Genomic DNA, 23,122 nt, shown 5'->3' on the forward strand with positions numbered 1-23,122 from the left:
CTGTAAGCCTTGTTTTACGGGGTTGTGCGAAATATCCGACACTCTGTGTGGCGTCATGGCGCGCTTATTGCCAGTGGATCAGCATGGTGCGCAATGCGGCACCGGTTCACAGATCGACTGGTACCTCGCATTCGCAGACGTTCACCCTTCACAAAAGGTGCTTTCATGAGCGGTAGCCACAATTCCAACGACCTCGCTCAGGGGCTCAAACAACGGCATGTCACCATGCTGTCCATCGCTGGTGTCATCGGTGCCGGCCTGTTCGTCGGCTCCGGCCATGCCATCGCCGAAGCCGGCCCGGCCGTGCTGCTGGCCTATGCCGCTGCCGGCACCCTGGTGGTGCTGGTCATGCGCATGCTGGCCGAAATGGCCATTGCCTCGCCCGACACCGGGTCGTTCTCCACCTACGCCGACCGGGCCATCGGCCATTGGGCCGGGTTCACCATCGGCTGGCTGTACTGGTGGTTCTGGGTCCTGGTGATCCCGCTGGAGGCCAACGCCGCCGCCGCGATCCTGCACGCCTGGTTCCCGGCCGTGGACCTGTGGGCCTTCTCCTTGCTCATCACCCTGGCCTTGACCGTCACCAACCTGTTCAGCGTGAAGAACTACGGCGAGTTCGAGTTCTGGTTCGCCCTGCTCAAGGTGCTGGCGATCGTCGCCTTCATCGTGGTCGGCTGCGTGGCCATGTTCGGCCTGGTGCCGGGCAGCCAGGTCAGCGGCGTCAGCCACCTGTTCGACACCGAAGGCTTCATGCCTCACGGCCTGGGCGCCGTGCTGGCGGCCATGCTGACCACCATGTTCTCGTTCATGGGTACCGAGATCGTCACCATCGCCGCGGCCGAGTCGAAAGACCCTGGCAAGCAGATCACCAAGGCGACCAACTCGGTGATCTGGCGGATCTGCCTGTTCTACCTGGTGTCGATCTTCCTGGTCGTGGCCCTGGTGCCGTGGAACAGCCCGGAACTGGCCAGCACCGGCTCCTACCAGACCGTGCTGAACCTGATCGGTGTGCCGAACGCCAAGCTGATCGTCGACATCGTCGTGCTGATCGCCGTCACCAGCTGCCTGAACTCGGCGCTGTACACCTCCTCGCGCATGCTGTTCTCCCTGGCCAAGCGCGGTGATGCACCGGCCGTGGCCCAGCGCACCAGCAAGGCAGGCACGCCGCACTGGGCCGTGCTGATGTCGACGGCAGCCGCCTTCCTGACCGTGTTCGCCAACTTCCTCGCACCCGCAGCGGTGTTCGAGTTCCTGCTGGCCAGCTCGGGCGCGATCGCGCTGCTGGTGTACCTGGTGATCGCCGTGTCGCAGCTGCGCATGCGTCGTCAGCGTGAAGCGAACGGTGAGGCGATCGCCTTCAAGATGTGGCTGTTCCCAGGGCTGACCTGGGCGACCATCGTCTTCATCATCAGCGTGCTGGTGGTCATGGCGATCCGTCCGGACCACCGTGCCGAGATCGTCGCGACCGCGCTGCTGAGCATTGGCGTGGTGGCGGCAGGCCTGCTGGTGCAGCGTCGTCGCAAGGCGCAGGGCCTGGGCAATGGCCGCGTGGCGCTGGATCACTGATCGCGTGAGTGCAGGGCCGCCAGGCGGCTCTCTGCGACACCTGCCGACCACGATCTGACCTGAACGCAAAAGGCCTCGCTCCTGAATGGGAGCGAGGCCTTTTTCATAGCTGGGCTTTGGTGCCTTCAGCCGAACTGCTTCTGCTGTTGCTGCTGCTTGGCGACCGCTTCGGAGGCCGCGATGTAGGCCTCCTGGAATTCGTCGCTTTCCAGCCAGGCCATCGTGGTGTCTTCATCGGCGCCGTCGAGCCAGTCGCGGTAGGCGGTGAACACCAGCACGATGTAGTCGGTGGCGTGCTCTTCCTTGTGGCCCTTGAGCACCAGTGCCAGCAGCGGGTCGACCAGGAACACCGAGATCATCGGTACCAGGCCGCCTTCCTGGGCCTGCTTCATGCGGGCGAACAGGTCGTCATAGCTGCCCGAGTCCTTGGCCTTGTTGAAGACCTGCTCGACGCTGGTGCTCTCGCCGCTGCTGGCCTTGACCGACTGGCCACTGCGCACCATGCGGTTCTGCTTGGCTTTGCTGGCGGCGCGCTTGGCGCGTTTCTGTTGTTTGGTGTTGGAGGCCATGGGCGCGGTCCTTGGAGTGGGGAGGGGCGATAGGCTGGGTTGGCTGGTGGGGGCTGCTGGGCAGCCCATCGCGGCCGGTCCGGCGCCCCGACAGGGGCCGCTCCTATAGGGGAGGCGGCGTCGATCTGATCGAGGGCGCTGCCTCACGCCTCTGGAGCCAGCCTCGATCACTCGATCATTACTACCCGCCCAACAAAAAACCCCTGAACCTTTCGATTCAGGGGTTTCGGTATTTGGTGCCCAGAGACGGAGTCGAACCGCCGACACGAGGATTTTCAATCCTCTGCTCTACCGACTGAGCTATCTGGGCAACGGGGCGCATTAAAAAGCTTTTTCAGGTTTCGGTCAAGCGTCTTTTTAAATTTTTTTAAATTAATTCCGTCGCTTACGGTTTTCCGGCTCATTCGCTCGGTGGCACGTACCCTTCGGCCTTGGCGTAGTCCTCGCCCGAGAAGAACTTGTCCATCTCGCCCTGGAGGAACTTGCGGTCCTCGGCGTTCATCATGTTCAGGCGCTTCTCGTTGATCAGCATGGTCTGTTCCTTCTGCCAATCGGCCCAGGCTTTCTGCGAGATGTGGTCGAAGATGTCCTGGCCCTTGGCCCCCGGGTAGGGCGGACGCTCCAGGCCTGGCAGTTCCTCGTTGTACTTGCGGCACAGCACGGTGCGGGTCATGGCGACTCTCCTGCGTTCAATTCATCGGCCGCGCGGTGCAAGAGCTTCTTGACCGGGGCGGCAAGGCCCAGGCGCGGCGGGGTGGCGAGGTTATACCAGAGCCAGTCGGCCTCGACCACGGGCGCGGCGGTGGTGTCGACACGCACCTGCCAGGGCGCGATGGCCAGCTGGAAATGGCTGAAGGTGTGGGTCAGGCCGGCCAGCGCGTGCTGGGTGAGCACCTGCAGGCCGTGCTGGGCGGCCAGGTCCTCGATCTGCTCGACCTGCTCCAGTTCGGGCAGGCTCCACAGGCCGCCCCACAAACCGCTGGAGGGGCGCCGGTAGAGCAGGATCTCGCCGGCCTCGTTGGTCAGCAGCGGCATCACCGTCTGACGTTGCGGCAGGGTCTTGCGTGGCTTGGGCTCGGGGAAGCGGGTTTCCAGGCCCAGCAGGTGCGCTTCGCAACCGGCTTGCAGCGGGCAGATCAGGCAGGTCGGCTTGCTGCGGGTGCAGACCGTCGCGCCCAGGTCCATCATCGCCTGGGTGTAGTGGTTGACCCGTACGAGCGGGGTATACAGCTCGGCGGCGTTCCACAGCGCGTTGGCCACCTTCGGCTCGCCCGGGTAGCCCTGCTGCGCGATGAAGCGGGCCAGCACGCGCTTGACGTTGCCGTCCAGGATCGGCGCGCGCAGGCCCATGCTGATGCTGGCGATGGCGCCGGCGGTCGAGCGGCCGATGCCCGGCAGCTCGGTCAGTTGGGCGACGCTGCGCGGAAACTCGCCGCCGTACTGTTCGACGACGATCTTCGCGGCCTTCTGCAGGTTGCGGGCGCGGGTGTAGTAACCGAGCCCCGTCCACAGGTGCAGCACCTCGTCTTCCGGTGCCTCGGCCAGGTCACGCACGGTCGGCAGCGCGGCCATGAAGCGGTCGAAGTAGTTGAGCACGGTGCTGACCTGGGTCTGCTGCAACATGATTTCCGACACCCACACCCGGTACGGGTTGATGTCCTGCTGCCAGGGCAGGTTGTGGCGGCCGTGCCGGTCGAACCAGGTCAGCACGGCACTGGAGAACTGCTGGGAATTCATCGTTTGAACAGGCCCTTGAGCGCGTCTTTGAGCTCGGGACTGACCTTGTCACCCAGCTTTTCGTCGATCTTCTCGTTGAGTTTGTCGTTGAGGCGGTTGCCCGCCAGTTTGGCGGCCACCTGGCCCAGGCCGTCCTTGTCCAGGCGGCAGGCCTTGGCGCCCAGTTCCAGTGGGCCACGGCAGCGCAGGGGCAGCTCGACGCCCACGTAGCGTTCGTTGACCTGGCAGGCCGGGTCCGGCATGGCGCGCTGGTCGCCCTCGACGATGACGCCGATGCGGTAGTCCATGCCCAGCACGCGCAGGTCCAGGTCGCCGTGACCGTTCACGGTCAGGCCCGGAATCCGTGCCTTGAGGTCCGGGTTGCTGGCCACGCCGTTGCGGATCGCCAGGCTGCCGCGCAGCTCCTGGAACGGCGTGTCCTTGCCGCGTGGCTCGCCGGTCAGCGACTTGCGGTTGAGGGTGGCGATGGCCTGGCACAGCTGCTGCTCGAGGTTGGCCTCGACCAGCACACCGTTGGCGATGCTGAAGTTGGCCTTGCCGTTGAGCGTGTCGATCAGCGCCTTCTGGCTGTTGCCACTGGCGGTCAGGTCGCTGGCCAGGGTCAGCTGGCCTTTGACCGGTGGCGCCTTCTGCGGGTCGTCGGTCTTGATGAAGTGCTCCACCGGCACGTTGTCGATGCGGGTGTTGACGCCGATCTGCGGCACGGCCGGGCGGGCGTCGAGGGTGCCGGTGACGGCGAAGCTGCCGTTGTACAGGTTGCCGCGCAGGCCTTGCAGCGTGATCAGGCCGCCCTGGCCGCTGGCCTTGAGGCTGGCGTCATCGATCGGCAGCGTGTCCAGGGTCAGGCGTCCGAAGGCCAGGTCGGCCTGCAGGTCCAGGGTGCGCACGCGCTCCAGAGGCAGCAGCGGGTCGCTGCTCCAGGCCTGCTGGGTGGGCTTGCCCGGCAACTCCGAGGTGCCGGCACCGGCCACGGCGGTGGCTTCCTGCTGGTTGACCTCGGCCTGGCGCGCGGCCTTGGCGCCCTTGGCCGCCTCGCTCTTGGCCGGCAGGTAGCGGTCGGCGTCGAGCGCATCGGCCTTCAGCTGCACGCGCAGGGCCTGGCGAGCGAAGTCCTCGACTGCCAGGCGACCGGTGAAGGTGCTGTCGTCGAGCTTCAGGTTGAGGCCTTCGAGGGCCAGGCTGTTCGGGCTGGCGTCCAGACGCCCGACCAGCTCGAGCTTGCCGAACGCGGCAGGGTCGCCCGTCGCCGGCAGCGGGTGACCGATGCCATCGAGGAAGGTGCGCAGGTTGAACTGGGCGATCGACAGCGTGCCGTTGACCCGTGGCGCCGTGTCCAGGCCGCTGACGTCCAGTTCGCCCAGGGCGCGCAACTGGTTGGCCGAGACCTTCAGGCTGCTCCACGCCGCCGTGTGGGCGGCCATGTCGACCAGCAGTTGGCCCTGCGCAGCGAACGTCAGGGTCTTGCCGGCCAGCGGTTCACCGGACGTCTCGCCGGACAGGCGCATGTCTTCGAGGGTGTAGCGCTTGAGCGTGCGGTCGAAACGCGCCTGCCCGGCCAGTTCGGCACGGACCTTGAGGTTCGGCTGGCCGACGCTGAGGAAGCCCGAGGCCTTGAGCGGGATGTTGATGCCTTCGTGCACGGCATCGGTGCTGACCTGAATGCTTTCGGCCTCGAAGGTCTGGCCCGTGGTGGCGTCGCTGTAGTGCACGCGGGCGTTGTTGACGGTCAGGCTGTCGATGTCGAGCTTGAGCGCGCGTTCGTTGCCCTCGCGCGCAGCAGGCGTGGCCTTTTCGTCAGCCGGGGGCGTGGCGTCGGGCGAAGCAGGGGTGGTGGCATCCGTCACCGGCGTGCCGATGTCTTCCCAGTTGCCGTGGCCCTGGGCATCACGCGCCAGCGTCAGGTTCAGGCCTTCGATGCGCACGTCGCTCATCTGCACTTCGCGGCGCAGCAGCGGCAGCACGCGCACCGACAGGCCGAGCATCTGCAGGTCGGCGAAGGGGGTCTTGGGGTTCTGCAGGGTGGCGACGCTGGCCTGGTGCAATTCCAGGCCCAGCCAGGGGAACAGGCTCCAGCCGATGTCACCGTCGAGGGTCAGTTCGACGTGGGCCTTTTCGCGAGCCAGCTGGCGAATCTCGTCTTTGTAGTCGTTGGGATCGAAGAGGTGGGTCAGGGCGAATCCCAGAGCCACGATGATCAGCAGCAACCCGAGCAGCACCAGCCCCAGGATTTTGCCAAAGGCTTTCATGGGCGAGTCCTTGTAGTCCGATTTCTGAATATGGCGACCGCCGAGTATAACGCCGCGGCTCGCAGGCCTGAGTATCCGACAAGACATATGGGGCATTTCGTGCACTTTTTGTCGGCTTTGGCGACAGTCAGGGCCTACCGTGGTCCTTTCGTGCAGGAGCGCGCGGCCGAAGTGTCGCAAAGCGGCGCATGCGTCAATGATGGCATTTCGTCTTTAAAGGCGCGCGCGACCGTCTCGTCGCTGGTACTCTTGCGCGCCTGCAAAACGCCTGCGACCGGTTGTCGCGGCGTTGTCAGCACCGGCTGGCCATCGCCTGCGTGCAGTCAGGACGGCACCGCGCATCGATCCGCCTCGCGAATCCGACACTTGAGGAACAACAATGAACAAGAGTATCGAGACCGGAGCCAGGGCCAGCGCCCCAGGTTTCCTGTCCAAGGAGCGCATCATCGCTCGCCCCGGCTTCAACCGCTGGCTGGTCCCGCCGGCGGCGCTGGCCATCCACCTGTGCATCGGCATGGCCTACGGCTTCTCGGTGTTCTGGCTGCCGCTGTCGCAAGCCATCGGTATCAGCGCTCCCGTCGCCTGCTCGCCGGACATGGGCTTCATCGCTCGCCTGTTCAGCGCCGAATGCGACTGGCCGATCTCGATGCTGAGCTGGATCTATACCTTGTTCTTCGTGTTCCTGGGCTGCTCGGCCGCGGTCCTCGGTGGCTGGCTCGAACACGCCGGCCCACGCAAGGCCGGCCTGGTCTCGGCCTTGTGCTGGTGCGGCGGCCTGCTGATCTCGGCCATTGGCGTGAAGACCCACCAGCTGTGGCTGATGTGGCTGGGCTCGGGGGTGATCGGGGGGATCGGCCTGGGTCTGGGCTACATCTCGCCGGTCTCGACACTGATCAAGTGGTTCCCGGACAAGCGCGGCATGGCCACCGGCATGGCGATCATGGGCTTCGGCGGCGGCGCGATGGTCGGCGCTCCCCTGGCCACCACCCTGATGGGGCACTTCGCCACCGGCCAGGACGTCGGCGTCTGGCAGAGCTTCATGGTCATGGCGGCGATCTACTTCGTGTTCATGACCGCTGGCGCGCTCGCCTACCGCGTACCGCCGACCGGCTGGAAACCCGCCGGCTGGACCCCGGTGCAGAAGAAGGCCGGCAGCGGCATGATCACCGACCGCCACGTGCACGTCAGCGTGGCCTGGAAGACGCCTCAGTTCGTGCTGATCTGGCTGGTGCTGTGCCTGAACGTCTCGGCCGGTATCGGTATCCTCGGCATGGCCTCGCCGCTGCTGCAGGAAGTGTTCGGCGGCAAGCTGCTGGGCAACGAGCTGAGCTTCAGCGAACTCAATGCCGGCCAGCTGGCACAGATCGCCGCCATCGCTGCGGGCTTCACCGGCCTGCTGAGCCTGTTCAACATCGGCGGGCGGTTCTTCTGGGCCTCGTTCTCCGACTACATCGGGCGCAAGAACACCTACTTCGCCTTCTTCGCCTTGGGCGTGGCGCTGTATGCGCTGATCCCGAACATGGGCCACATCGGCAACGTCGCGCTGTTCGTGGCGGCCTTCTGCATCATCCTGTCGATGTACGGCGGTGGCTTCTCCACCGTGCCGGCCTACCTGGCCGACCTGTTCGGCACCCAGATGGTCGGTGCGATCCACGGTCGTCTGCTGACCGCCTGGGCTGCCGCCGGCGTACTCGGCCCGGTGCTGATCACCTACCTGCGCGAGTACCAGCTGGCGCTGGGCGTCGAGCGTTCCGCCGCCTATGACATCACGCTGTACATCCTGGCCGGCCTGCTGGTGCTGGGCTTCATCTGCAACGCCCTGGTGCGTCCGGTGGCCGACAAGTACTTCATGACCGAGTCCGAGCTGGCCGCCGAGCGCGCGCTGAGCCATGACAAGGGTGCCGATGGCAGCCAGGTCTTGGAGTGGAGCGCAGCCCCGGCCAGCAAGCCGCTGGTGGTGGTGGCCTGGCTGGTGGTGGGCATCCCGCTGGCCTGGGGGATCTGGATCACCCTGCAGAAGACCGCCGTGCTGTTCAACTGACCTTGCAGCGAGCCGGGGCGACGCAGTGCGTCGAACCCCGGCACGAAGACGGCCCGTGCAACGCGGGCCCTCGTCGACGGGCACATGCCTGCGACCGGCAAATTTCCCCGATCACACGTCATCCGCGTTTCAAGCCGGGCATTTCTGCGCCTATAATGTGGCCCTTTTCGCCCAACGATTCTTGCGGAGCTGGTGATGGTCGAACGTAAGGCTTCCGTCGAGCGCAATACCCTGGAAACCCAGGTGAAGGCCTCGATCAACCTCGATGGCAGTGGCAAAGCGCGCTTCGCCATCGGTGTGCCCTTCCTTGAACACATGCTCGACCAGATCGCCCGTCACGGGCTGATCGACCTGGACATCGAGTGCCACGGCGACCTGCACATCGACGACCATCACACGGTCGAAGACGTCGGTATCACCCTCGGCCAGGCGTTCGCCCAGGCCATCGGCGACAAGAAGGGCATCCGTCGCTACGGGCATGCCTACGTGCCGCTGGACGAGGCGCTGTCGCGGGTGGTGATCGACTTCTCCGGTCGTCCTGGCCTGCAGATGCACGTGCCCTATACCCGCGCGTCGGTCGGCGGCTTCGATGTCGACCTGTTCCAGGAGTTCTTCCAGGGCTTCGTCAACCACGCCCTGGTGACGCTGCACATCGACAACCTGCGTGGGCACAACACTCACCACCAGATCGAGACCGTGTTCAAGGCCTTCGGCCGTGCCCTGCGCATGGCCGTGGAACTGGACGACCGCATGGCCGGGCAGATGCCCTCCACCAAGGGTTGCCTCTGATGCAGACAGTAGCCGTGATCGACTATGGCATGGGCAACCTGCACTCGGTGGCCAAGGCCCTGGAGCACGTGGGCGCGGGCAGGGTGCTGGTCACCAGCGACGCCGCCGTGATCCGCGAGGCGGACCGCGTGGTGTTCCCCGGTGTCGGCGCGATCCGCGACTGCATGGCCGAGATCCGTCGCCTGGGCTTCGACAGCCTGGTGCGCGAGGTCAGCCAGGACCGTCCGTTCCTCGGCATCTGCGTCGGCATGCAGGCGCTGCTTGAGCACAGCGAGGAGAACGACGGCGTCGACTGCATCGGCCTGTTCCCGGGCAAGGTGCGGTTCTTCGGCAAGGACCTGCATGAAGACAGCCAGCACCTGAAGGTGCCGCACATGGGCTGGAACGAGGTGACCCAAGGCGTCGACCACCCGTTGTGGCACGACATCCCCGACCGGGCGCGCTTCTATTTCGTGCACAGCTACTACATCGAGGCCGGCAAGCCGAGCCAGGTGGTCGGTCGCGGTCACTATGGCGTCGACTTCGCTGCCGCGCTGGCCGAGGGCTCGCGCTTCGCCGTGCAGTTCCACCCGGAAAAGAGCCACACCCACGGCCTGCAACTGCTGCAGAACTTCATCAGCTGGGACGGCCGCTGGTAATGACCCGCGCGCGCGCCACGCCACCGCGCATCACCCTGGCGCCCGAGCAGGAACGCCAGGCGCTGGAGACCTTGAAGCGGTTTCTCGAAGACCGCTTCGAGCTGCAGCTGGGGTCGTTCGAGGTGGCCGAGGTGCTCGAGCTGTTCAGCCGGGACATCGCGCCCCACTACTACAACCGGGCGATCGCCGACGTGCAGGTGCACCTCAAGGACCGCTTCGAGAGCATCGAAAGCGACCTGTGGGCGCTCGAGAAAGGCGACTGACCCGACGATCACCGCACGCACGGTACGATCGCCAGACGAACCATTGACGCGCATGCGTGCGGCCATCGACGCGCAGCATGCCGCCTGAACCGACGAAGGACACAGCATGCTGATTATTCCCGCTATCGATCTGAAGGACGGCGCCTGCGTGCGTCTGCGCCAGGGCCGCATGGAAGACTCCACGGTGTTTTCCGATGACCCGGTGAGCATGGCCGCCAAGTGGGTGGAGGGCGGTTGCCGCCGGCTGCACCTGGTCGACCTGAACGGCGCCTTCGAAGGCCAGCCGGTCAACGGTGAGGTGGTGACCGCGATCGCCAGGCGCTACCCGCACCTGCCGATCCAGATCGGCGGCGGCATCCGCTCGCTGGAAACCATCGAGCACTACGTCAAGGCAGGCGTCAGCTACGTGATCATCGGCACCAAGGCGGTCAAGCAGCCCGAGTTCGTCGCCGAAGCCTGCAAGGCCTTCCCCGGCAAGGTGATCGTCGGGCTGGATGCCAAGGATGGCTTCGTCGCCACCGACGGCTGGGCCGAGGTCAGCTCGGTGCAGGTCATCGACCTGGCCCGTCGCTTCGAGGCCGATGGCGTCTCGGCGATCGTCTACACCGACATCGCCAAGGACGGCATGATGCAAGGCTGCAACGTGCCGTTCACCAAGGCCCTGGCCGAAGCCACCTCGATCCCGGTGATCGCCTCCGGCGGCATCCACAACCTGGGCGACATCCAGGCCCTGCTCGACGCCAAGGCCCCAGGCATCATCGGTGCGATCACCGGCCGTGCCATCTACGAAGGCACCCTCGACGTCGCCGAAGCCCAGGCGCTCTGCGACCGTTGAACAGGGTGAGCTGCAAGCGTGCAGCTTAAAGGAGAAAGTTCATGGCTTTAGCGAAACGCATCATCCCTTGCCTGGACGTGGACAACGGCCGGGTGGTCAAGGGCGTCAAGTTCGAGAACATCCGTGACGCCGGCGACCCGGTGGAAATCGCCCGGCGCTATGACGAACAGGGTGCCGACGAGATCACCTTCCTGGACATCACCGCCAGCGTCGACGGCCGCGACACCACCCTGCACACCGTCGAGCGCATGGCCAGCCAGGTGTTCATCCCGCTGACCGTAGGCGGCGGCGTGCGCACCGTGCAGGACATCCGCAACCTGCTCAACGCCGGTGCCGACAAGGTGTCGATCAACACGGCTGCCGTGTTCACCCCCGAGTTCGTGGGCGAGGCGGCGGACCGGTTCGGGTCCCAGTGCATCGTCGTGGCCATCGATGCCAAGCAGGTGTCCGCGCCTGGCGAACCACCGCGCTGGGAGATCTTCACCCACGGCGGGCGCAAGCCGACCGGCCTGGATGCCGTGGCCTGGGCGCGCAAGATGGAAGGGCTGGGGGCGGGGGAGATCCTGCTGACCAGCATGGACCAGGATGGCATGAAGAACGGCTTCGACCTGGGCGTGACCCGGGCCATCAGTGATGCGGTGGGGATCCCGGTGATCGCCTCCGGTGGCGTCGGCAACCTGCAGCACCTGGCCGACGGCATCCTGGAAGGGCATGCCAGCGCGGTGCTGGCGGCGAGCATCTTCCATTTCGGCGAATACACCGTGCCGGAAGCCAAGGCCTACCTGGCGCAACGCGGGATCGTGGTGCGCTGAAGCCCGTGCGACGTGGGGTTGCGGGTTGCCTGCATCGCGGGCAAGCCCGCTTTCACAGGTGAGTTGTGGATCCTAGGTGGGCAAGGCAAGCAGAGGTGGCTGTCTTCTTCTGCTTCACGATGCCAACGCGGCGTGGATTTTGTGGGCCCTGGCAGGCCCAATCGCGGCACAGGGGCCGCTCCTACAGGGGACCGCGATTGCCTGTACCACTGCGATGTGACTACGGGTGTAGGAGCGGCCCCTGTCCCGCGATTGGGCCCGCAGGGCCCACAAGATCACAGGTATGGCAAAGTATGGATCAAGCGCAGTCACTCCCGCGGAATACCTCCCACAGGGGGCCGCGATTGTCTGTACCACTGCGGTGTGACTACGGGTGTAGGAGCGGCCCCTGTGCCGCGATTGGGCCCGCAGGGCCCACAAAACAGGCGCCTGCTTATTCACAGGCCTGCGCCTACCCGTGACTGCGCCCCAGCAACGCATGGTACAGCTCGCTGTCCCCCAGGATCCCCACCACCGAATTGCCCTCCTGCAGCACCAGCTTGTTGCCCGTCTGGTAACGAATCTGCAGGGCTTCACGCATGCCGATGTCGGCATGCACCAGCGTCGGCCGGCGCCCCAGGTCATCCACCGATTGCCCCGGTACCCAGTTCTGCAAGGCCATGCCATTGACGCCCTGGCGCGCCCCCGTGATGGTGTTGCCCTCGGCCAGGTCAAGCCAGGAATCGTTGCTCGGGTCGAGGCACACCGAGCCGTTGAGGCGTTTGCAGTTGTCCAGCGTGCGCATCAGGCTGCGACCGCACAGCACGTTGAGCGGGTTGGTGTGGGCGACGAAGGTGCGCACGTAATCGTCGGCCGGGTTGAGGACGATCTCTTCGGGACGGCTGTACTGGATGATGCGGCCATCTTTCATAATGGCGATGCGACTGCCCAGCTTGAGTGCTTCGTCCAGGTCGTGGCTGACGAAGACGATGGTCTTGTTCAGTTTGCGTTGCAGCTCCAGCAGCTCGTCCTGCAGCCCTTGCCGAATCAGCGGGTCGAGCGCCGAGAAGGGTTCGTCCATCAGCAGGATGTCGGCGTCCATCGCCAAGGCCCGGGCCAGCCCGACCCGCTGCTGCATGCCGCCCGACAGCTCATCGGGCTTCTTGTTGCGCCACTGCGTCAGGCCGACCAGCTCGAGCTTCTCGTCCACCAGCGTGCGCCGCTCCTTCTCGGGGCGACCCTGCATTTCCAAGCCGAAGCTGATGTTCTCGCGCACGGTGAGCCAAGGCATCAGGGCGAACTTCTGGAACACCATGGCGATGCGCTGGGTGCGCATCATCTTCAGCTCGGCAGGCGTGCAATGCGCGATGTCGATCTGGCTGCCTTCGTGCTCGACGAACAACTTGCCGCGGCTGACGGTGTTCAGGCCGTTGATGCAGCGCAGCAGGCTCGACTTGCCGGAGCCGGAGAGCCCCATCAGCACGCAGATCTCGCCTTTCTGGATGTCCAGGTTGGCCTTTTCCACCCCCAGCACCAGGCCGGTACGCTTGAGGATCTGCTCGCGGTTCAGGCCTTGATCGAGCAGGGACAGGGCTTCGCGTGGCTTGTTGGAGAAAACCACGTCGACGTCTTCGAATCGAATGATGCTCATGCTTCGCTCCTGGCCGGCAGCTCGGGTTGCTTGCAGATACGGTCGAGCATGATCGCCAGCAGCACGATGGCCAGGCCGGCTTCGAAGCCCAGTGAGATGTCAGCGGTGTTCAGGGCGTTGACCACCGGCTTGCCCAGCCCGTCGGCACCGACCAGGGCCGCGATCACCACCATCGACAGCGAGAGCATGATGCATTGCGTGACGCCGGCGGCGATGCTCGGCATGGCGTGGGGCAGCTCGATGCGGGTGAGCAGCTGGCGCCGCGAGCAGCCGAACGCCTTGCCGGCGTCGAGCAGCTCCTGGGGCACGTCGCAGATGCCCAGGTAGGTCAGGCGGATCGGCGCGGCGATGGCGAACACCACCGTCGAGATCAGTCCAGGCACCACACCGAGGCCGAACAGGGTCAGCGTGGGGATCAGGTAGACGAAGGTCGGCACGGTCTGCATCAGGTCCAGCACCGGTCGCAGGGCGGTGTAGAACATCGGCTTGTGCGCCGCGATGATGCCCAGCGGCACGCCGAGGGCCACGCACACCACCGTGGCGAAGGTGACCTGGGCCAAGGTCTCCATGGTCTCCTGCCAGTAGCCGAGGTTGAGGATCAACAGGAAGGAGAGGGCGCAGAACAGGGTCAGCGACCACTTGCGCTGGATCAGGTGCGCCAGCGCGGCGAGCAGGGCAATCAGGACGAAGGGGTTGAACCAGGTCAAGGCACTGGTGACACCATGGATCATCAGCTCCAGGCCTTGAGCGATAGCGTCGAAGTAGTTGGCGCCATGCTGGGTCAACCATTCGACAAATGAGGCCATGTACTGCCCTAGCGGTAATTTCTGATCGATAAGCATGATAGCGAACGTCCACCTGCAAGGATTGAGGTCAACCTGCGTCGTCACGGCGGCGACGCAGGGGCATGCGTGCTGCTACTGCGCCAGCTTGGCTTTCGCGGCTTCCAGCCCCGGTTGGCCATCCACGGTCGTCACACCGGCCAGCCAGGCGTCGAGCACCTGGGGGTTGGCCTTCAGCCAGGCCTTGGCGGCGGCCTCGGGTTTGACCTTGTCGTCCAGAATGGCACCCATCAGCGTGCTTTCCATGTCCAGGGTAAACGACAGGTTCTGCAACAGGCGCCCGACGTTGCCACACTGCTCGACGTAGCCCTTGCGGGTGTTCGTGAACACGGTGGCCTTGCCATAGTCGGGGCCGAAGAAATCGTCGCCGCCCGAGAGGTACTTGAGCGCGAAGCGCTTGTTCATCGGGTGGGGTTCCCAGCCCAGGAACACGATGTCCTCGCCGCGCTGTTGCGCGCGTGCGACCTGGGACAGCATGCCTGCTTCGCTGGACTGCACCAGCTTGAAGCCGGCGTCCTTCAGGCCGAAGGCGTTCTTGTCGATCATGCTCTGGATCGTGCGGTTGCCGTCGTTGCCCGGCTCGATGCCATAGAGCTTGCCGCCCAGCTGCTCCTTGAAGCGGGTAATGTCGGCGAAGTCCTTCAGGCCCTTGTCATACAGCGCCTGAGGGACGGCCAAGGTGTACTTGGCGTTCTCCAGGTTGGCGCGCACGGTGTCCACCGTGCCGGCGTCGCGATACGGCTTGATGTCGTTTTCCATGGTCGGCATCCAGTTGCCGAGAAACACGTCCAGGTCCTTGCCGGCCGCCAGCGACTTGTAGGTCACCGGCACCGAGATCATGGTGGTCTTCGTCGTGTAGCCCAGTGCCTGGAGCACCGTGCTGGTCACCGCGGTGGTCGCGGTGATGTCGGTCCAGCCGACGTCGGAGAAACGAACGGTCTGGCATTGTTCCGGCTCGGCGGCCGAAGCCATCAGAGCGGTTCCGAGCAATGCGACCGGCAACAGCGAAAGCGTGCCTCTCATGGGGGTGGACTCCTGTGTTCTTTTCTTCGGGTGTCCCGGGTCGCCGTGCTTCTGGGGCAGCGGTCGGCCAATGGCTGCCGGGCGGCAGCGGTCGGGGCCGTGCAGTGATGAGTCGCTTTCGATCATCCACCAGCGTTGGGCGATCGACTACTGCCAGGGTCGTAACCAGTACAGGGTGGGTCGCATCCAGAGCGGAGGGTGTCGCATATGGAGATTTCCCGGGGGATAGGGGCGTTTTTGCGGCGTTCGCGACCTTGAAAGCGTCTGGCAATGGGCTTTGAGGCGGGGCGTAGGCGGACAAAAGTACGTCGGTTGCAGACCGCGTGCGACCCGGTAAAAGCCCGATGATGCGTGCCTGTGCGGCGGTCCCCTGCCTGAGCCTGTCAGGCCCGCCACCCGCGTCATGTCGCGGGAAGACAAGCCCATCAAGAGGTGATTCGACAATGGCCATCAGCGTGTTCGACCTGTTCAAGATAGGTGTCGGGCCTTCCAGTTCTCATACGGTCGGCCCCATGCGCGCCGCAGCCCTGTTCGTTCAGGGCCTGCGCGAGCGTGGCGAGCTGGACCAGGTCGAGCGGGTCGAAGTCCGCCTCTACGGTTCGCTGTCGGCCACCGGCATCGGCCATGGCACCGACAACGCCACGATCATGGGGCTGATGGGGGAATGGCCGGACGCCATCGACCCGACCCAGATCGTCCCGCGCATCGCCGACCTGCGCGAAACTAACACCTTGCTGCTGGATAACCGGCGCCCCATCGAGTTCGTCTGGGCGCGCGACATGCGGCTGCTCGACGAGAACCTGCCGTACCACCCCAACGCCATGACCCTGATCGCCGAAGGTCCAGGCGGTGCCTCGCTGCACAGCGACACCTACTACTCGGTGGGCGGCGGCTTCGTGGTCGATGCCGCGCAGGCAGCCAGCGGTGTGCTGGACGCCGATACCACCGTATTGCCCTACGATTTCGACAGCGCGGCGCAACTGCTGCGGCTGTGCGAGGAAAACGACCTGAGCGTGGCGCAATTGATGATGGCCAACGAACGGGTCTGGCGCAGCGAGGCAGAGATCCGGGCAGGCCTGCTCAAGCTCTGGGAAGCCATGCAGGAGTGCGTGAACAACGGCCTGAAGTACGAAGGCGTCCTGCCCGGTGGGCTCAACGTCCGTCGTCGGGCCGCCAAGCTGCACCGCAGCCTGCAGGAGCTGGGCAAGCCGAACGTCATCGGCTCGACCTTGAGCGCGATGGAATGGGTCAACCTGTTCGCCCTGGCGGTGAACGAGGAAAACGCCGCCGGCGGGCGAATGGTCACCGCGCCGACCAACGGTGCCGCGGGGATCATTCCGGCCGTGCTGCACTATTTCATGCGTTTCAGCAGCGTCGTGGGCGAGGCCGACGTGGTGGACTTCTTCCTGGGTGCGGCAGCCGTCGGGATCCTGTGCAAGAAGAACGCTTCGATTTCGGGCGCTGAAGTCGGCTGCCAGGGCGAGGTAGGGTCTGCCTGTGCCATGGCCGCTGCCGGGCTCGCCCAGGTGCTGGGCGCCACGCCCCGGCAATTGGAGAACGCAGCCGAAATCGCCCTGGAGCACAACCTGGGCCTGACCTGCGACCCGGTGGGTGGGTTGGTCCAGGTGCCGTGCATCGAGCGCAACGCGATCGCGGCGGTGAAAGCGATCAACGCCGTGCAGATGGCGTTGCGCGGTGATGGCGAGCACTTCATCTCGCTCGACCAGGTCATCCGCACCATGCGCGATACTGGCGCCGACATGCACGACAAGTACAAGGAAACCTCGCGCGGCGGCCTGGCCGTCAGCGCCATCGAGTGCTGAGTCGCCTGCACTCTTCTGCGTCATGACACCCTCGGCGTGCCGCGTTGCGGTGCGCCGACATCCCTTGAATGCCCTCTTGCCTGAAGACAGCACGATCACCAACGGTGACAGATGGGTGCTGTCGCGTGCAGGTATGTTTCCTGCCAGTGCTACTTAAATGCTCACTAACGGTAAGGAAACGCGCTAGCGCAAGGGTTAGCAAAGGATTACAGGCCCTGTCGAAACCGCCTACAAACTGACTGCATGGTCGTTTTCAGGATTTTTTGGACGACCGTTCAATCTCAGGCACGACATTTGCGTCGTGTTTGACAAAGCCCCGCAGACGAATCGGGGCCCTGACAAGAAACAGTGCCCGCCTGAGGCACACCCTGCATTGTGTGGAGAAATCGCGATGACGTCGTACACCTCCGGAAGCCAGAACCAGAACCGCGCAGCCCCTCAGTCCATCGGCTTTCTGCTGCTGGACAATTTCACGCTCATCTCCCTGGCTTCGGCCGTCGAGCCGCTGCGCATGGCCAACCAACTGTCGGGGCGCGAGCTGTATCGCTGGCACACCCTGACCCTGGATGGCGGACAGGTCTGGGCCAGCGACGGCTTGCAGATCACGCCGGATGCCTCCATGCACAGCGCGCCGCCCATGGACACGATCATCGTCTGCGGAGGCGTCGGGATCCAGCGCGCCGTGACCCGCGAGCACGTGAGCTGGCTGCAGACCCAGGCGCGCCAGTCGCGCCGCCTTGGCGCGGTCTGCACCGGCAGCTGGGCACTGGCCTGCGCCGGGCTGCTGGACGGGTTCGATTGCAGCGTGCACTGGGAGTGTCTGGCCGCGATGCAGGAAGCCTTCCCACGGGTCAACATGAGCACTCGCCTGTTCACCCTCGACCGTAATCGCTTCACCAGCTCCGGCGGTACCGCGCCACTGGACATGATGCTGCACCTGATCAGCCGCGACCATGGCCGTGAGCTGTCGGCCGCGATCTCGGAAATGTTCGTCTACGAGCGTATCCGCAACGAACAGGATCACCAGCGCGTGCCGCTCAAGCACATGCTCGGCACCAATCAGCCGAAGCTGCAGGAAATCGTCGCCCTGATGGAGGCCAACCTGGAAGAGCCGATCGACCTCGACGAGCTGGCCGTGTACGTGTCGGTGTCGCGCCGGCAGCTGGAGCGTCTGTTCCAGAAGTACCTGCACTGCTCGCCCTCGCGCTACTACCTCAAGCTGCGCCTGATCCGCGCGCGGCAGTTGCTCAAGCAGACGCCCATGTCGATCATCGAGGTGGCGTCGGTCTGCGGCTTCGTCTCCACGCCGCACTTCTCCAAGTGCTACCGGGAGTACTTCGGCATTCCGCCACGTGACGAGCGTGTCGGTTCGAACACCACCCAGCAGGTGGCGATGATGCCGATCCCGCAAGCCATGGTGCTGTCTCCGCACAGCGGGCCGATGGCGGCCTTGAGCCAGGCGCGCAACGAGTCGACCTTCGCCAGCGTGAGGTTGTAGAACGGCGGTGCCTGCATCGCGGGCAAGCTCGCTCCCACAGAAGGGTGGCGACGCGCTGAGCGGTCAGCGCCGCAGTCATCGTGTGCGGGCTTGCCCGCGATGAGGCCGGTGCAGGCGCTGCATCGGCGCCAAGAGGGCAGGGAAGAGGGTACGGCGAGCGCCGCCTGAAAACCCGCGCCTTGGCAGAAGCATCCGCCAAGGCCAGGTCGCTGTTTCAGCTGCGGGTCTTGAACTGCGCCAAGGCGGGCAGCAACTGTTTGTCGATCGCCTGGCGCACCGCCGGCAGAATCGTCGCACTGCTGGTGTACATGGCCTCGACCACGTCCTTGAGCGCACGGGCGTTGGCGTCGGTCAGGCCCCGTACCACCGTCTCGCAGGCCTGTTCGGCGCTGGCGCCGGCCGGGATGTCGAACCCGCGCGAGCGCAGGTGGCCTGCCAGGTCGTCCTGGTCAATCAAATCCGCATGCATCATGGCTGTTTCCCTCGTCGATCGCTGAGCGCGTACTGCTGTTGTTTGCGACCGATTCTGTGTCGACAGCGACAGGCCCGCAACCCTGACGTACGCGCATGGCCGCTTTGACTAAGAACAGGTCGTTTCCGGCTAAACCGGTCGCTCGGCAAGTGACCACACTGCATGCATCGACCGCACCGAAGGGCTTGGTCACCCTCGTTCGTGCATCGTGGACAGTGCTCGCGCTTGGCCCCGGACGCTCACGGCTTTCGGGGCCATTTTTTTACCGTATCCGTCATGTTGCCCGGTGCCCCGATACCTGGGGCATACGCCTGAGCATCTGGCGATGCCGTCACTGCAAGGAGCGACGTCTGTACCTTCGCAGGCGCCGCAAGGAAAGGCTGAGGCAAGGTGTGCGCAAGCGACGCAGAAGCCTGGTCTCTACGGCTGCAGGATCGATTGCAGGTATTCGGAGCGGTCATCGCTGTGTTGGGCCAGGCAGTTGTTCCACGCGGCCTGATAAGGCTGACTGTCCGGCTCCAGGCTGCCGGTTTCGGCGTCGCAATCAGCCTTGCGCACCTGGCGCCACAAGGTGTCGGCTGCAGTCAGGCGGGTCATTAGCGTCTTTGCCTGGGCCTCGGGGTATTGCTCGGCGACCCGTTGCAGCAGTTCTTCGAACGCTGCCTTGAGTTCACGCTCTGCCGTCTGCTGGTTGAAAGCCGCACACGCATAGGCCTGTCGGTCGTTCTCGACCGTATCGCACGGCGTGCTCTCGTCCTGCGCCGCGTGGGCGCTCAACAGACAACCCATCAGGGCCAGGCCTGCCATACGTTTCATCCGTCGTTCTCCAGATTGCCGTGAAAGAAGCGCGATTCTCGCGTAAGCCCCGTCCATTGAATAGCAGGGTGCATGCGTTTTCATCCGCAGGCTTGCCGCGCGCGTAGTGCGCGCTACGGCAAGTTGAGCATCGCACGTCATCTCACGGTGAAATTGTCGAGCGCCGGGACTGAAGGCTTGGGCACAGGCGGCATGTCATGGCTGCTTTCGACCACGGCCGTATACCGGTTCGCCTTGTCGCCGAGTGCCCGGATGACCTTCGTCCTGATGCCATCGTAAGTGGGCATGAGTTCGAACTGACTGGTGCGCAGCGTGAAGCGCGCGCCCTCAGGCATCGTATCGAATACGTGGTCCGACGTGTCGGGCGTCAGGGCCGCTCCAGGCGCTTCCACGGTCAGCGCGAACGTCCGGATGTCGGAGGCGTCGGTCACCTGGACCAGCTCGAACCACAGGTTGTGCGACGGCAGGCCGTCATGGGGTTTGCAGACGGCATTGCGCAAGATGGACAGTGCCGATGCGTTGGCAGGCTGGCGCAAGGCATCCAGGGTATGGCGCAGCATGGCCTTGGCGGAGGACGGCAGGCTTGATGCGTCGATCATTTCCGTCAGCGTGACGACAGGTTCGTCTGGCGTGATCGAATGGACCGTGGCGCTCATGCGCATCCATTGTGTCCGCGCCAGGGCGCTCGTGTAGCGGTGGTGCCAATCGCTCAGCGTGGTGAAAGCTGCCTTGTCGGCCAATAACTGAGCCAGCAGGGACGAGTGCAGAAGATCGGCTTTCAGCGTGGCAGCGATCGACGGTGAAAAGACCACGATCTGCGCAGCATTGATGTAACAGTGGGGGGCAGGCATAGAGACGTCCTTTAGGCGGTGTGTCGAACGCGTCGGCACACCTGGGGTTCACAATTCGATATTGGCGAAGAAGTCCTGGGCGCCCATGTAGAGTTTGTCTTCGATCTGGTTGCGGATCCTGGCGTAGTGGGAGGTGTTCAACTCGATCTGCGTGGCCGCGCGGTAGATGTCGACGTCGGTCCGGTTGAAGCGGAAGAACAGCACCTTGCGTTGTCTGACCCGTTTCTTGAAGTCGATGCACGTCATGATCATCGCTGGTGTACCCGAACGGGTTTCCGTGCAAGGCAGGGTCTGGAAGGTGGCGAACGTCTCGGACGCGCTGTTGTTTTCCAGAATGTTCAGGGCCTTTTCATTGCTCTCCAATGCACCGAACGCCCGGCGTGCCATTTCGACGAAGGCAAGCTGCCCCTGGCTGGCCGCCTGGATGATTTCCAGGGCAATCTGGTCCATGGAGAAGCTGCGCGCCGAAGGCGAGTAGCGTTGACGCGCGTAGTTGCGAGTGTTCCAGCCGGCGTACCTGAGCACTTCGAAATACGCGTCGCACCATTGGCCAAGATGCGTTTCCTTGTTGGCCCTCTGGTTGGCGACCTGCTGGGCAAGGGACACGCAGTTCATGACGTCCTTGGCGTTCTGTTCGGACAAGCGATCGGTCAGGCCGACGACCGCATCGCCAATCACGGCCCCATTGTCCCTGCCCGCATGCACCAGGTCGCCAGGCAGACCGTTGGGAGGCGTGGATAGCAGGGTATTGAAGGTCGAGCGCTGGGGTGCAGGCGCCAGTTCGATTGCCGAGAAGTAGTCGATGGCTTCGGATTGCAGCATGGTAAGTCTCCTTGTGGATGTGCCGTTCGTATACGGCCCGATCAGCATGCTGCGGCCATGCCGGACATCCCAGAGGGAGGCGTTTCAGCGCGAGCCAGACGTTCGGCAGCGCCCCGAATCGACGATTGACGCTTTCGGCAAACCCCCTGTCGTTTTTGCATCCTGTTCGTCGGTCGCGCAGGCATATGCTGGCCTCCAAAGCGCCCATGCACTCGCGGCGCGACCAAGATCGATAAGAAGGGGACAGCCTGATGAGCCCAGCCGAATTACACGCCGACAGCATCGTCATCGACGGTCTGATCATCGCCAAGTGGAACCGTGAACTGTTCGAAGACATGCGCAAGGGCGGCCTGACCGCCGCCAACTGCACGGTGTCGGTATGGGAAGGGTTCAAGGCGACCGTGGACAACATCGCCGCCAGCCAGAAGCTGATCCGCGAGAACAGCGACCTGGTCATGCCAGTGCGCACCACGGCCGACATCCGCAAGGCCAAGGAGCAGGGCAAGACCGGCATCCTCTTCGGTTTCCAGAACGCCCATGCGTTCGAAGACCAGATCGCCTACGTGGAGATCTTCAAGCAGCTGGGCGTGGGCATCGTGCAGATGTGCTACAACACCCAGAACCTGGTCGGCACCGGTTGCTACGAGCGTGATGGCGGCCTGTCGGGTTTCGGTCGCGAGATCGTCGCCGAGATGAACCGCGTCGGCATCATGTGCGACCTGTCGCACGTCGGCTCCAAGACCTCCGAGGAAGTCATCCTCGAGTCGAAGAAGCCGGTCTGCTACTCCCACTGCCTGCCCCTGGGCCTGAAGGATCACCCTCGCAACAAGTCCGACGAAGAACTGAAGTTCATCGCCGATCACGGCGGCTTCGTCGGCGTGACCATGTTCGCGCCGTTCCTGGCCAAGGGCATCGATTCGACCATCGACGACTACGCCGAAGCCATCGAGTACGTGATGAACATCGTCGGTGAGGACGCGATCGGTATCGGGACCGACTTCACCCAAGGCCATGGCAAGGACTTCTTCGAGTACCTGACCCACGACAAGGGCTACGCCCGCCGCCTGACCAACTTCGGCAAGATCATCAACCCGCTGGGCATCCGTACCGTCGGCGAGTTCCCCAACCTCACCGAGACCCTGCTCAAGCGCGGCCACTCGGAGCGGGTGGTGCGCAAGATCATGGGCGAGAACTGGGTCAACGTGCTGCGCGACGTCTGGGGCGAATAAACCCTCACCCCACGTTTCAGCCTTGGCCGCCGTGCCAGGGCGCTCTCATCCAACAATAATTCTGGAGTTAGGTTTCCATGGCCAAGATCGCCCCGCAATTGCCCATCGAAGTCGACAGCGAGACTGGCGTCTGGACCTCCGATGCCTTGCCGATGCTGTACGTCCCACGTCACTTCTTCGTCAACAACCACATGGGCATCGAAGAGGTCCTGGGTGCCGACAAGTACGCCGAGATCCTCTACAAGGCCGGCTACAAGTCCGCCTGGCACTGGTGTGAAAAAGAAGCCGAGTGCCATGGCCTGGAAGGCGTGGCGGTGTTCGAGCACTACATGAAGCGCCTGTCCCAGCGCGGCTGGGGCCTGTTCGAGATCCAGGACATCGACCTGGACAAGGGCACGTGCAGCGTCAAGCTCAAGCATTCGGCGTTCGTGTACGTGTACGGCAAAGTCGGCCGCAAGGTCGACTACATGTTCACCGGCTGGTTCGCCGGTGCCATGGACCAGATCCTCGCTGCCCGTGGCAGCTCGATTCGCACCGTGGCCGAGCAGGTCTACGGTGGCTCTGAAGAAGGTCACGAAGATGGCCTGTTCGTAACGAAGCCGTTGTAAAGCCGGAGAACG

At 64.4% G+C, this 23,122-nt stretch carries 22 protein-coding genes and 1 tRNA gene; 11 read left to right on the forward strand and 12 right to left on the reverse strand.

The features are described 5' to 3' along the window. The first annotated feature begins 165 nt into the window (after window positions 1-165). Window positions 166-1,566, forward strand: coding sequence for a GABA permease (gene gabP / locus G7Z99_RS06465; protein ID WP_181092745.1), 1,401 nt, complete (start codon window positions 166-168; stop codon window positions 1,564-1,566). Window positions 1,567-1,691: 125 nt separating this feature from the next. Here gabP and G7Z99_RS06470 read toward each other — a convergent pair whose 3' ends face one another. The 5 genes from G7Z99_RS06470 to G7Z99_RS06490 form a co-directional block, all read right to left on the reverse strand. Then, window positions 1,692-2,135, reverse strand: a complete 444-nt coding sequence (locus G7Z99_RS06470; protein WP_144940928.1) for a hypothetical protein — start codon at window positions 2,133-2,135, stop codon at window positions 1,692-1,694. 234 nt (window positions 2,136-2,369) lie between these two features. Then, window positions 2,370-2,445: transfer RNA gene (locus tag G7Z99_RS06475), tRNA-Phe, on the reverse strand. Window positions 2,446-2,535: 90 nt separating this feature from the next. Beyond that, entirely contained in the window at window positions 2,536-2,808 is a 273-nt protein-coding gene (locus tag G7Z99_RS06480; protein WP_060392163.1) for an oxidative damage protection protein, read from the reverse strand. Next, a complete protein-coding gene (gene mutY, locus G7Z99_RS06485) occupies window positions 2,805-3,872 on the reverse strand; it encodes an A/G-specific adenine glycosylase (protein WP_181092746.1) in 1,068 nt (355 codons plus the stop codon). Before mutY ends, G7Z99_RS06480 begins: the two co-directional genes overlap by 4 nt. Continuing rightward, on the reverse strand, window positions 3,869-6,118 hold the full coding sequence (locus G7Z99_RS06490; protein ID WP_181092747.1) for an AsmA family protein: 2,250 nt from the start codon (window positions 6,116-6,118) through the stop codon (window positions 3,869-3,871). The genes mutY and G7Z99_RS06490 overlap by 4 nt, the downstream gene beginning before the upstream one ends. A gap of 379 nt (window positions 6,119-6,497) precedes the next feature. Here G7Z99_RS06490 and G7Z99_RS06495 point away from each other — a divergent pair, with 379 nt between their 5' ends. The 6 genes from G7Z99_RS06495 (at window position 6,498) to hisF (ending at window position 11,496) form a co-directional block, all read left to right on the forward strand. Continuing rightward, window positions 6,498-8,159, forward strand: a complete 1,662-nt coding sequence (locus G7Z99_RS06495) for an OFA family MFS transporter (protein WP_181092748.1) — start codon at window positions 6,498-6,500, stop codon at window positions 8,157-8,159. Between the two features lie 195 nt (window positions 8,160-8,354). Beyond that, the gene (gene hisB, locus G7Z99_RS06500) at window positions 8,355-8,948 is read left to right on the forward strand and encodes an imidazoleglycerol-phosphate dehydratase HisB (protein ID WP_181092749.1); all 594 of its coding nucleotides are present in this window, start codon (window positions 8,355-8,357) and stop codon (window positions 8,946-8,948) included. Then, complete coding sequence (gene hisH, locus G7Z99_RS06505) at window positions 8,948-9,586, forward strand: imidazole glycerol phosphate synthase subunit HisH (protein WP_181092750.1); 639 nt, start codon at window positions 8,948-8,950, stop codon at window positions 9,584-9,586. Before hisB ends, hisH begins: the two co-directional genes overlap by 1 nt. Then, a complete protein-coding gene (locus G7Z99_RS06510; RefSeq protein ID WP_181092751.1) occupies window positions 9,586-9,849 on the forward strand; it encodes a DUF2164 domain-containing protein in 264 nt (87 codons plus the stop codon). The genes hisH and G7Z99_RS06510 overlap by 1 nt, the downstream gene beginning before the upstream one ends. Window positions 9,850-9,955: 106 nt before the next feature. Then, a complete protein-coding gene (hisA, locus tag G7Z99_RS06515; RefSeq protein WP_181092752.1) occupies window positions 9,956-10,684 on the forward strand; it encodes a 1-(5-phosphoribosyl)-5-[(5-phosphoribosylamino)methylideneamino]imidazole-4-carboxamide isomerase in 729 nt (242 codons plus the stop codon). 41 nt (window positions 10,685-10,725) lie between these two features. Continuing rightward, complete coding sequence (gene hisF / locus G7Z99_RS06520; RefSeq protein ID WP_060392171.1) at window positions 10,726-11,496, forward strand: imidazole glycerol phosphate synthase subunit HisF; 771 nt, start codon at window positions 10,726-10,728, stop codon at window positions 11,494-11,496. A 451-nt stretch (window positions 11,497-11,947) separates the two neighbouring features. Here hisF and choV read toward each other — a convergent pair whose 3' ends face one another. The 3 genes from choV to G7Z99_RS06535 all read right to left on the reverse strand — a co-directional run bounded on the left by choV (window position 11,948) and on the right by G7Z99_RS06535 (window position 14,991). Beyond that, entirely contained in the window at window positions 11,948-13,126 is a 1,179-nt protein-coding gene (gene choV, locus G7Z99_RS06525; RefSeq protein WP_181092753.1) for a choline ABC transporter ATP-binding protein, read from the reverse strand. Further along, on the reverse strand, window positions 13,123-13,971 hold the full coding sequence (gene choW / locus G7Z99_RS06530; RefSeq protein ID WP_181092879.1) for a choline ABC transporter permease subunit: 849 nt from the start codon (window positions 13,969-13,971) through the stop codon (window positions 13,123-13,125). The genes choV and choW overlap by 4 nt, the downstream gene beginning before the upstream one ends. A gap of 72 nt (window positions 13,972-14,043) precedes the next feature. Further along, a complete protein-coding gene (locus tag G7Z99_RS06535; protein ID WP_181092754.1) occupies window positions 14,044-14,991 on the reverse strand; it encodes a choline ABC transporter substrate-binding protein in 948 nt (315 codons plus the stop codon). A 443-nt stretch (window positions 14,992-15,434) separates the two neighbouring features. Here G7Z99_RS06535 and G7Z99_RS06540 point away from each other — a divergent pair, with 443 nt between their 5' ends. After that, window positions 15,435-16,814, forward strand: a complete 1,380-nt coding sequence (locus G7Z99_RS06540; protein ID WP_181092755.1) for an L-serine ammonia-lyase — start codon at window positions 15,435-15,437, stop codon at window positions 16,812-16,814. A gap of 391 nt (window positions 16,815-17,205) precedes the next feature. Continuing rightward, window positions 17,206-18,312: a choline metabolism transcriptional regulator GbdR gene (locus tag G7Z99_RS06545; protein ID WP_181092756.1), complete on the forward strand. Its 1,107-nt coding sequence runs from the start codon at window positions 17,206-17,208 to the stop codon at window positions 18,310-18,312. A gap of 214 nt (window positions 18,313-18,526) precedes the next feature. Here the strand turns inward: G7Z99_RS06545 and G7Z99_RS06550 are convergent, their stop codons facing one another. From G7Z99_RS06550 to G7Z99_RS06565, 4 genes are all read right to left on the reverse strand, one after another. Then, the gene (locus tag G7Z99_RS06550; RefSeq protein WP_181092757.1) at window positions 18,527-18,784 is read right to left on the reverse strand and encodes a hypothetical protein; all 258 of its coding nucleotides are present in this window, start codon (window positions 18,782-18,784) and stop codon (window positions 18,527-18,529) included. A 420-nt stretch (window positions 18,785-19,204) separates the two neighbouring features. After that, the gene (locus tag G7Z99_RS06555) at window positions 19,205-19,600 is read right to left on the reverse strand and encodes a lysozyme inhibitor LprI family protein (RefSeq protein WP_181092758.1); all 396 of its coding nucleotides are present in this window, start codon (window positions 19,598-19,600) and stop codon (window positions 19,205-19,207) included. Window positions 19,601-19,737: 137 nt separating this feature from the next. Then, window positions 19,738-20,451, reverse strand: coding sequence for a hypothetical protein (locus tag G7Z99_RS06560; RefSeq protein ID WP_181092759.1), 714 nt, complete (start codon window positions 20,449-20,451; stop codon window positions 19,738-19,740). A 48-nt stretch (window positions 20,452-20,499) separates the two neighbouring features. Next, complete coding sequence (locus G7Z99_RS06565; RefSeq protein WP_181092760.1) at window positions 20,500-21,273, reverse strand: hypothetical protein; 774 nt, start codon at window positions 21,271-21,273, stop codon at window positions 20,500-20,502. Between the two features lie 251 nt (window positions 21,274-21,524). On the opposite strand from G7Z99_RS06565, the gene G7Z99_RS06570 reads away from it, so the two are divergent. Continuing rightward, window positions 21,525-22,502: a dipeptidase gene (locus tag G7Z99_RS06570; RefSeq protein WP_060392181.1), complete on the forward strand. Its 978-nt coding sequence runs from the start codon at window positions 21,525-21,527 to the stop codon at window positions 22,500-22,502. Between the two features lie 77 nt (window positions 22,503-22,579). Continuing rightward, window positions 22,580-23,110 carry a DUF5943 domain-containing protein gene (locus G7Z99_RS06575; RefSeq protein ID WP_060392182.1) on the forward strand — a complete coding sequence of 177 codons (531 nt, stop codon included), beginning with the start codon at window positions 22,580-22,582 and terminating at the stop codon, window positions 23,108-23,110. Window positions 23,111-23,122 lie beyond the last annotated feature (12 nt).

This window comes from Pseudomonas entomophila, from assembly GCF_013523165.1.
Taxonomy (GTDB): Bacteria; Pseudomonadota; Gammaproteobacteria; order Pseudomonadales; family Pseudomonadaceae; genus Aquipseudomonas; species Aquipseudomonas entomophila_A.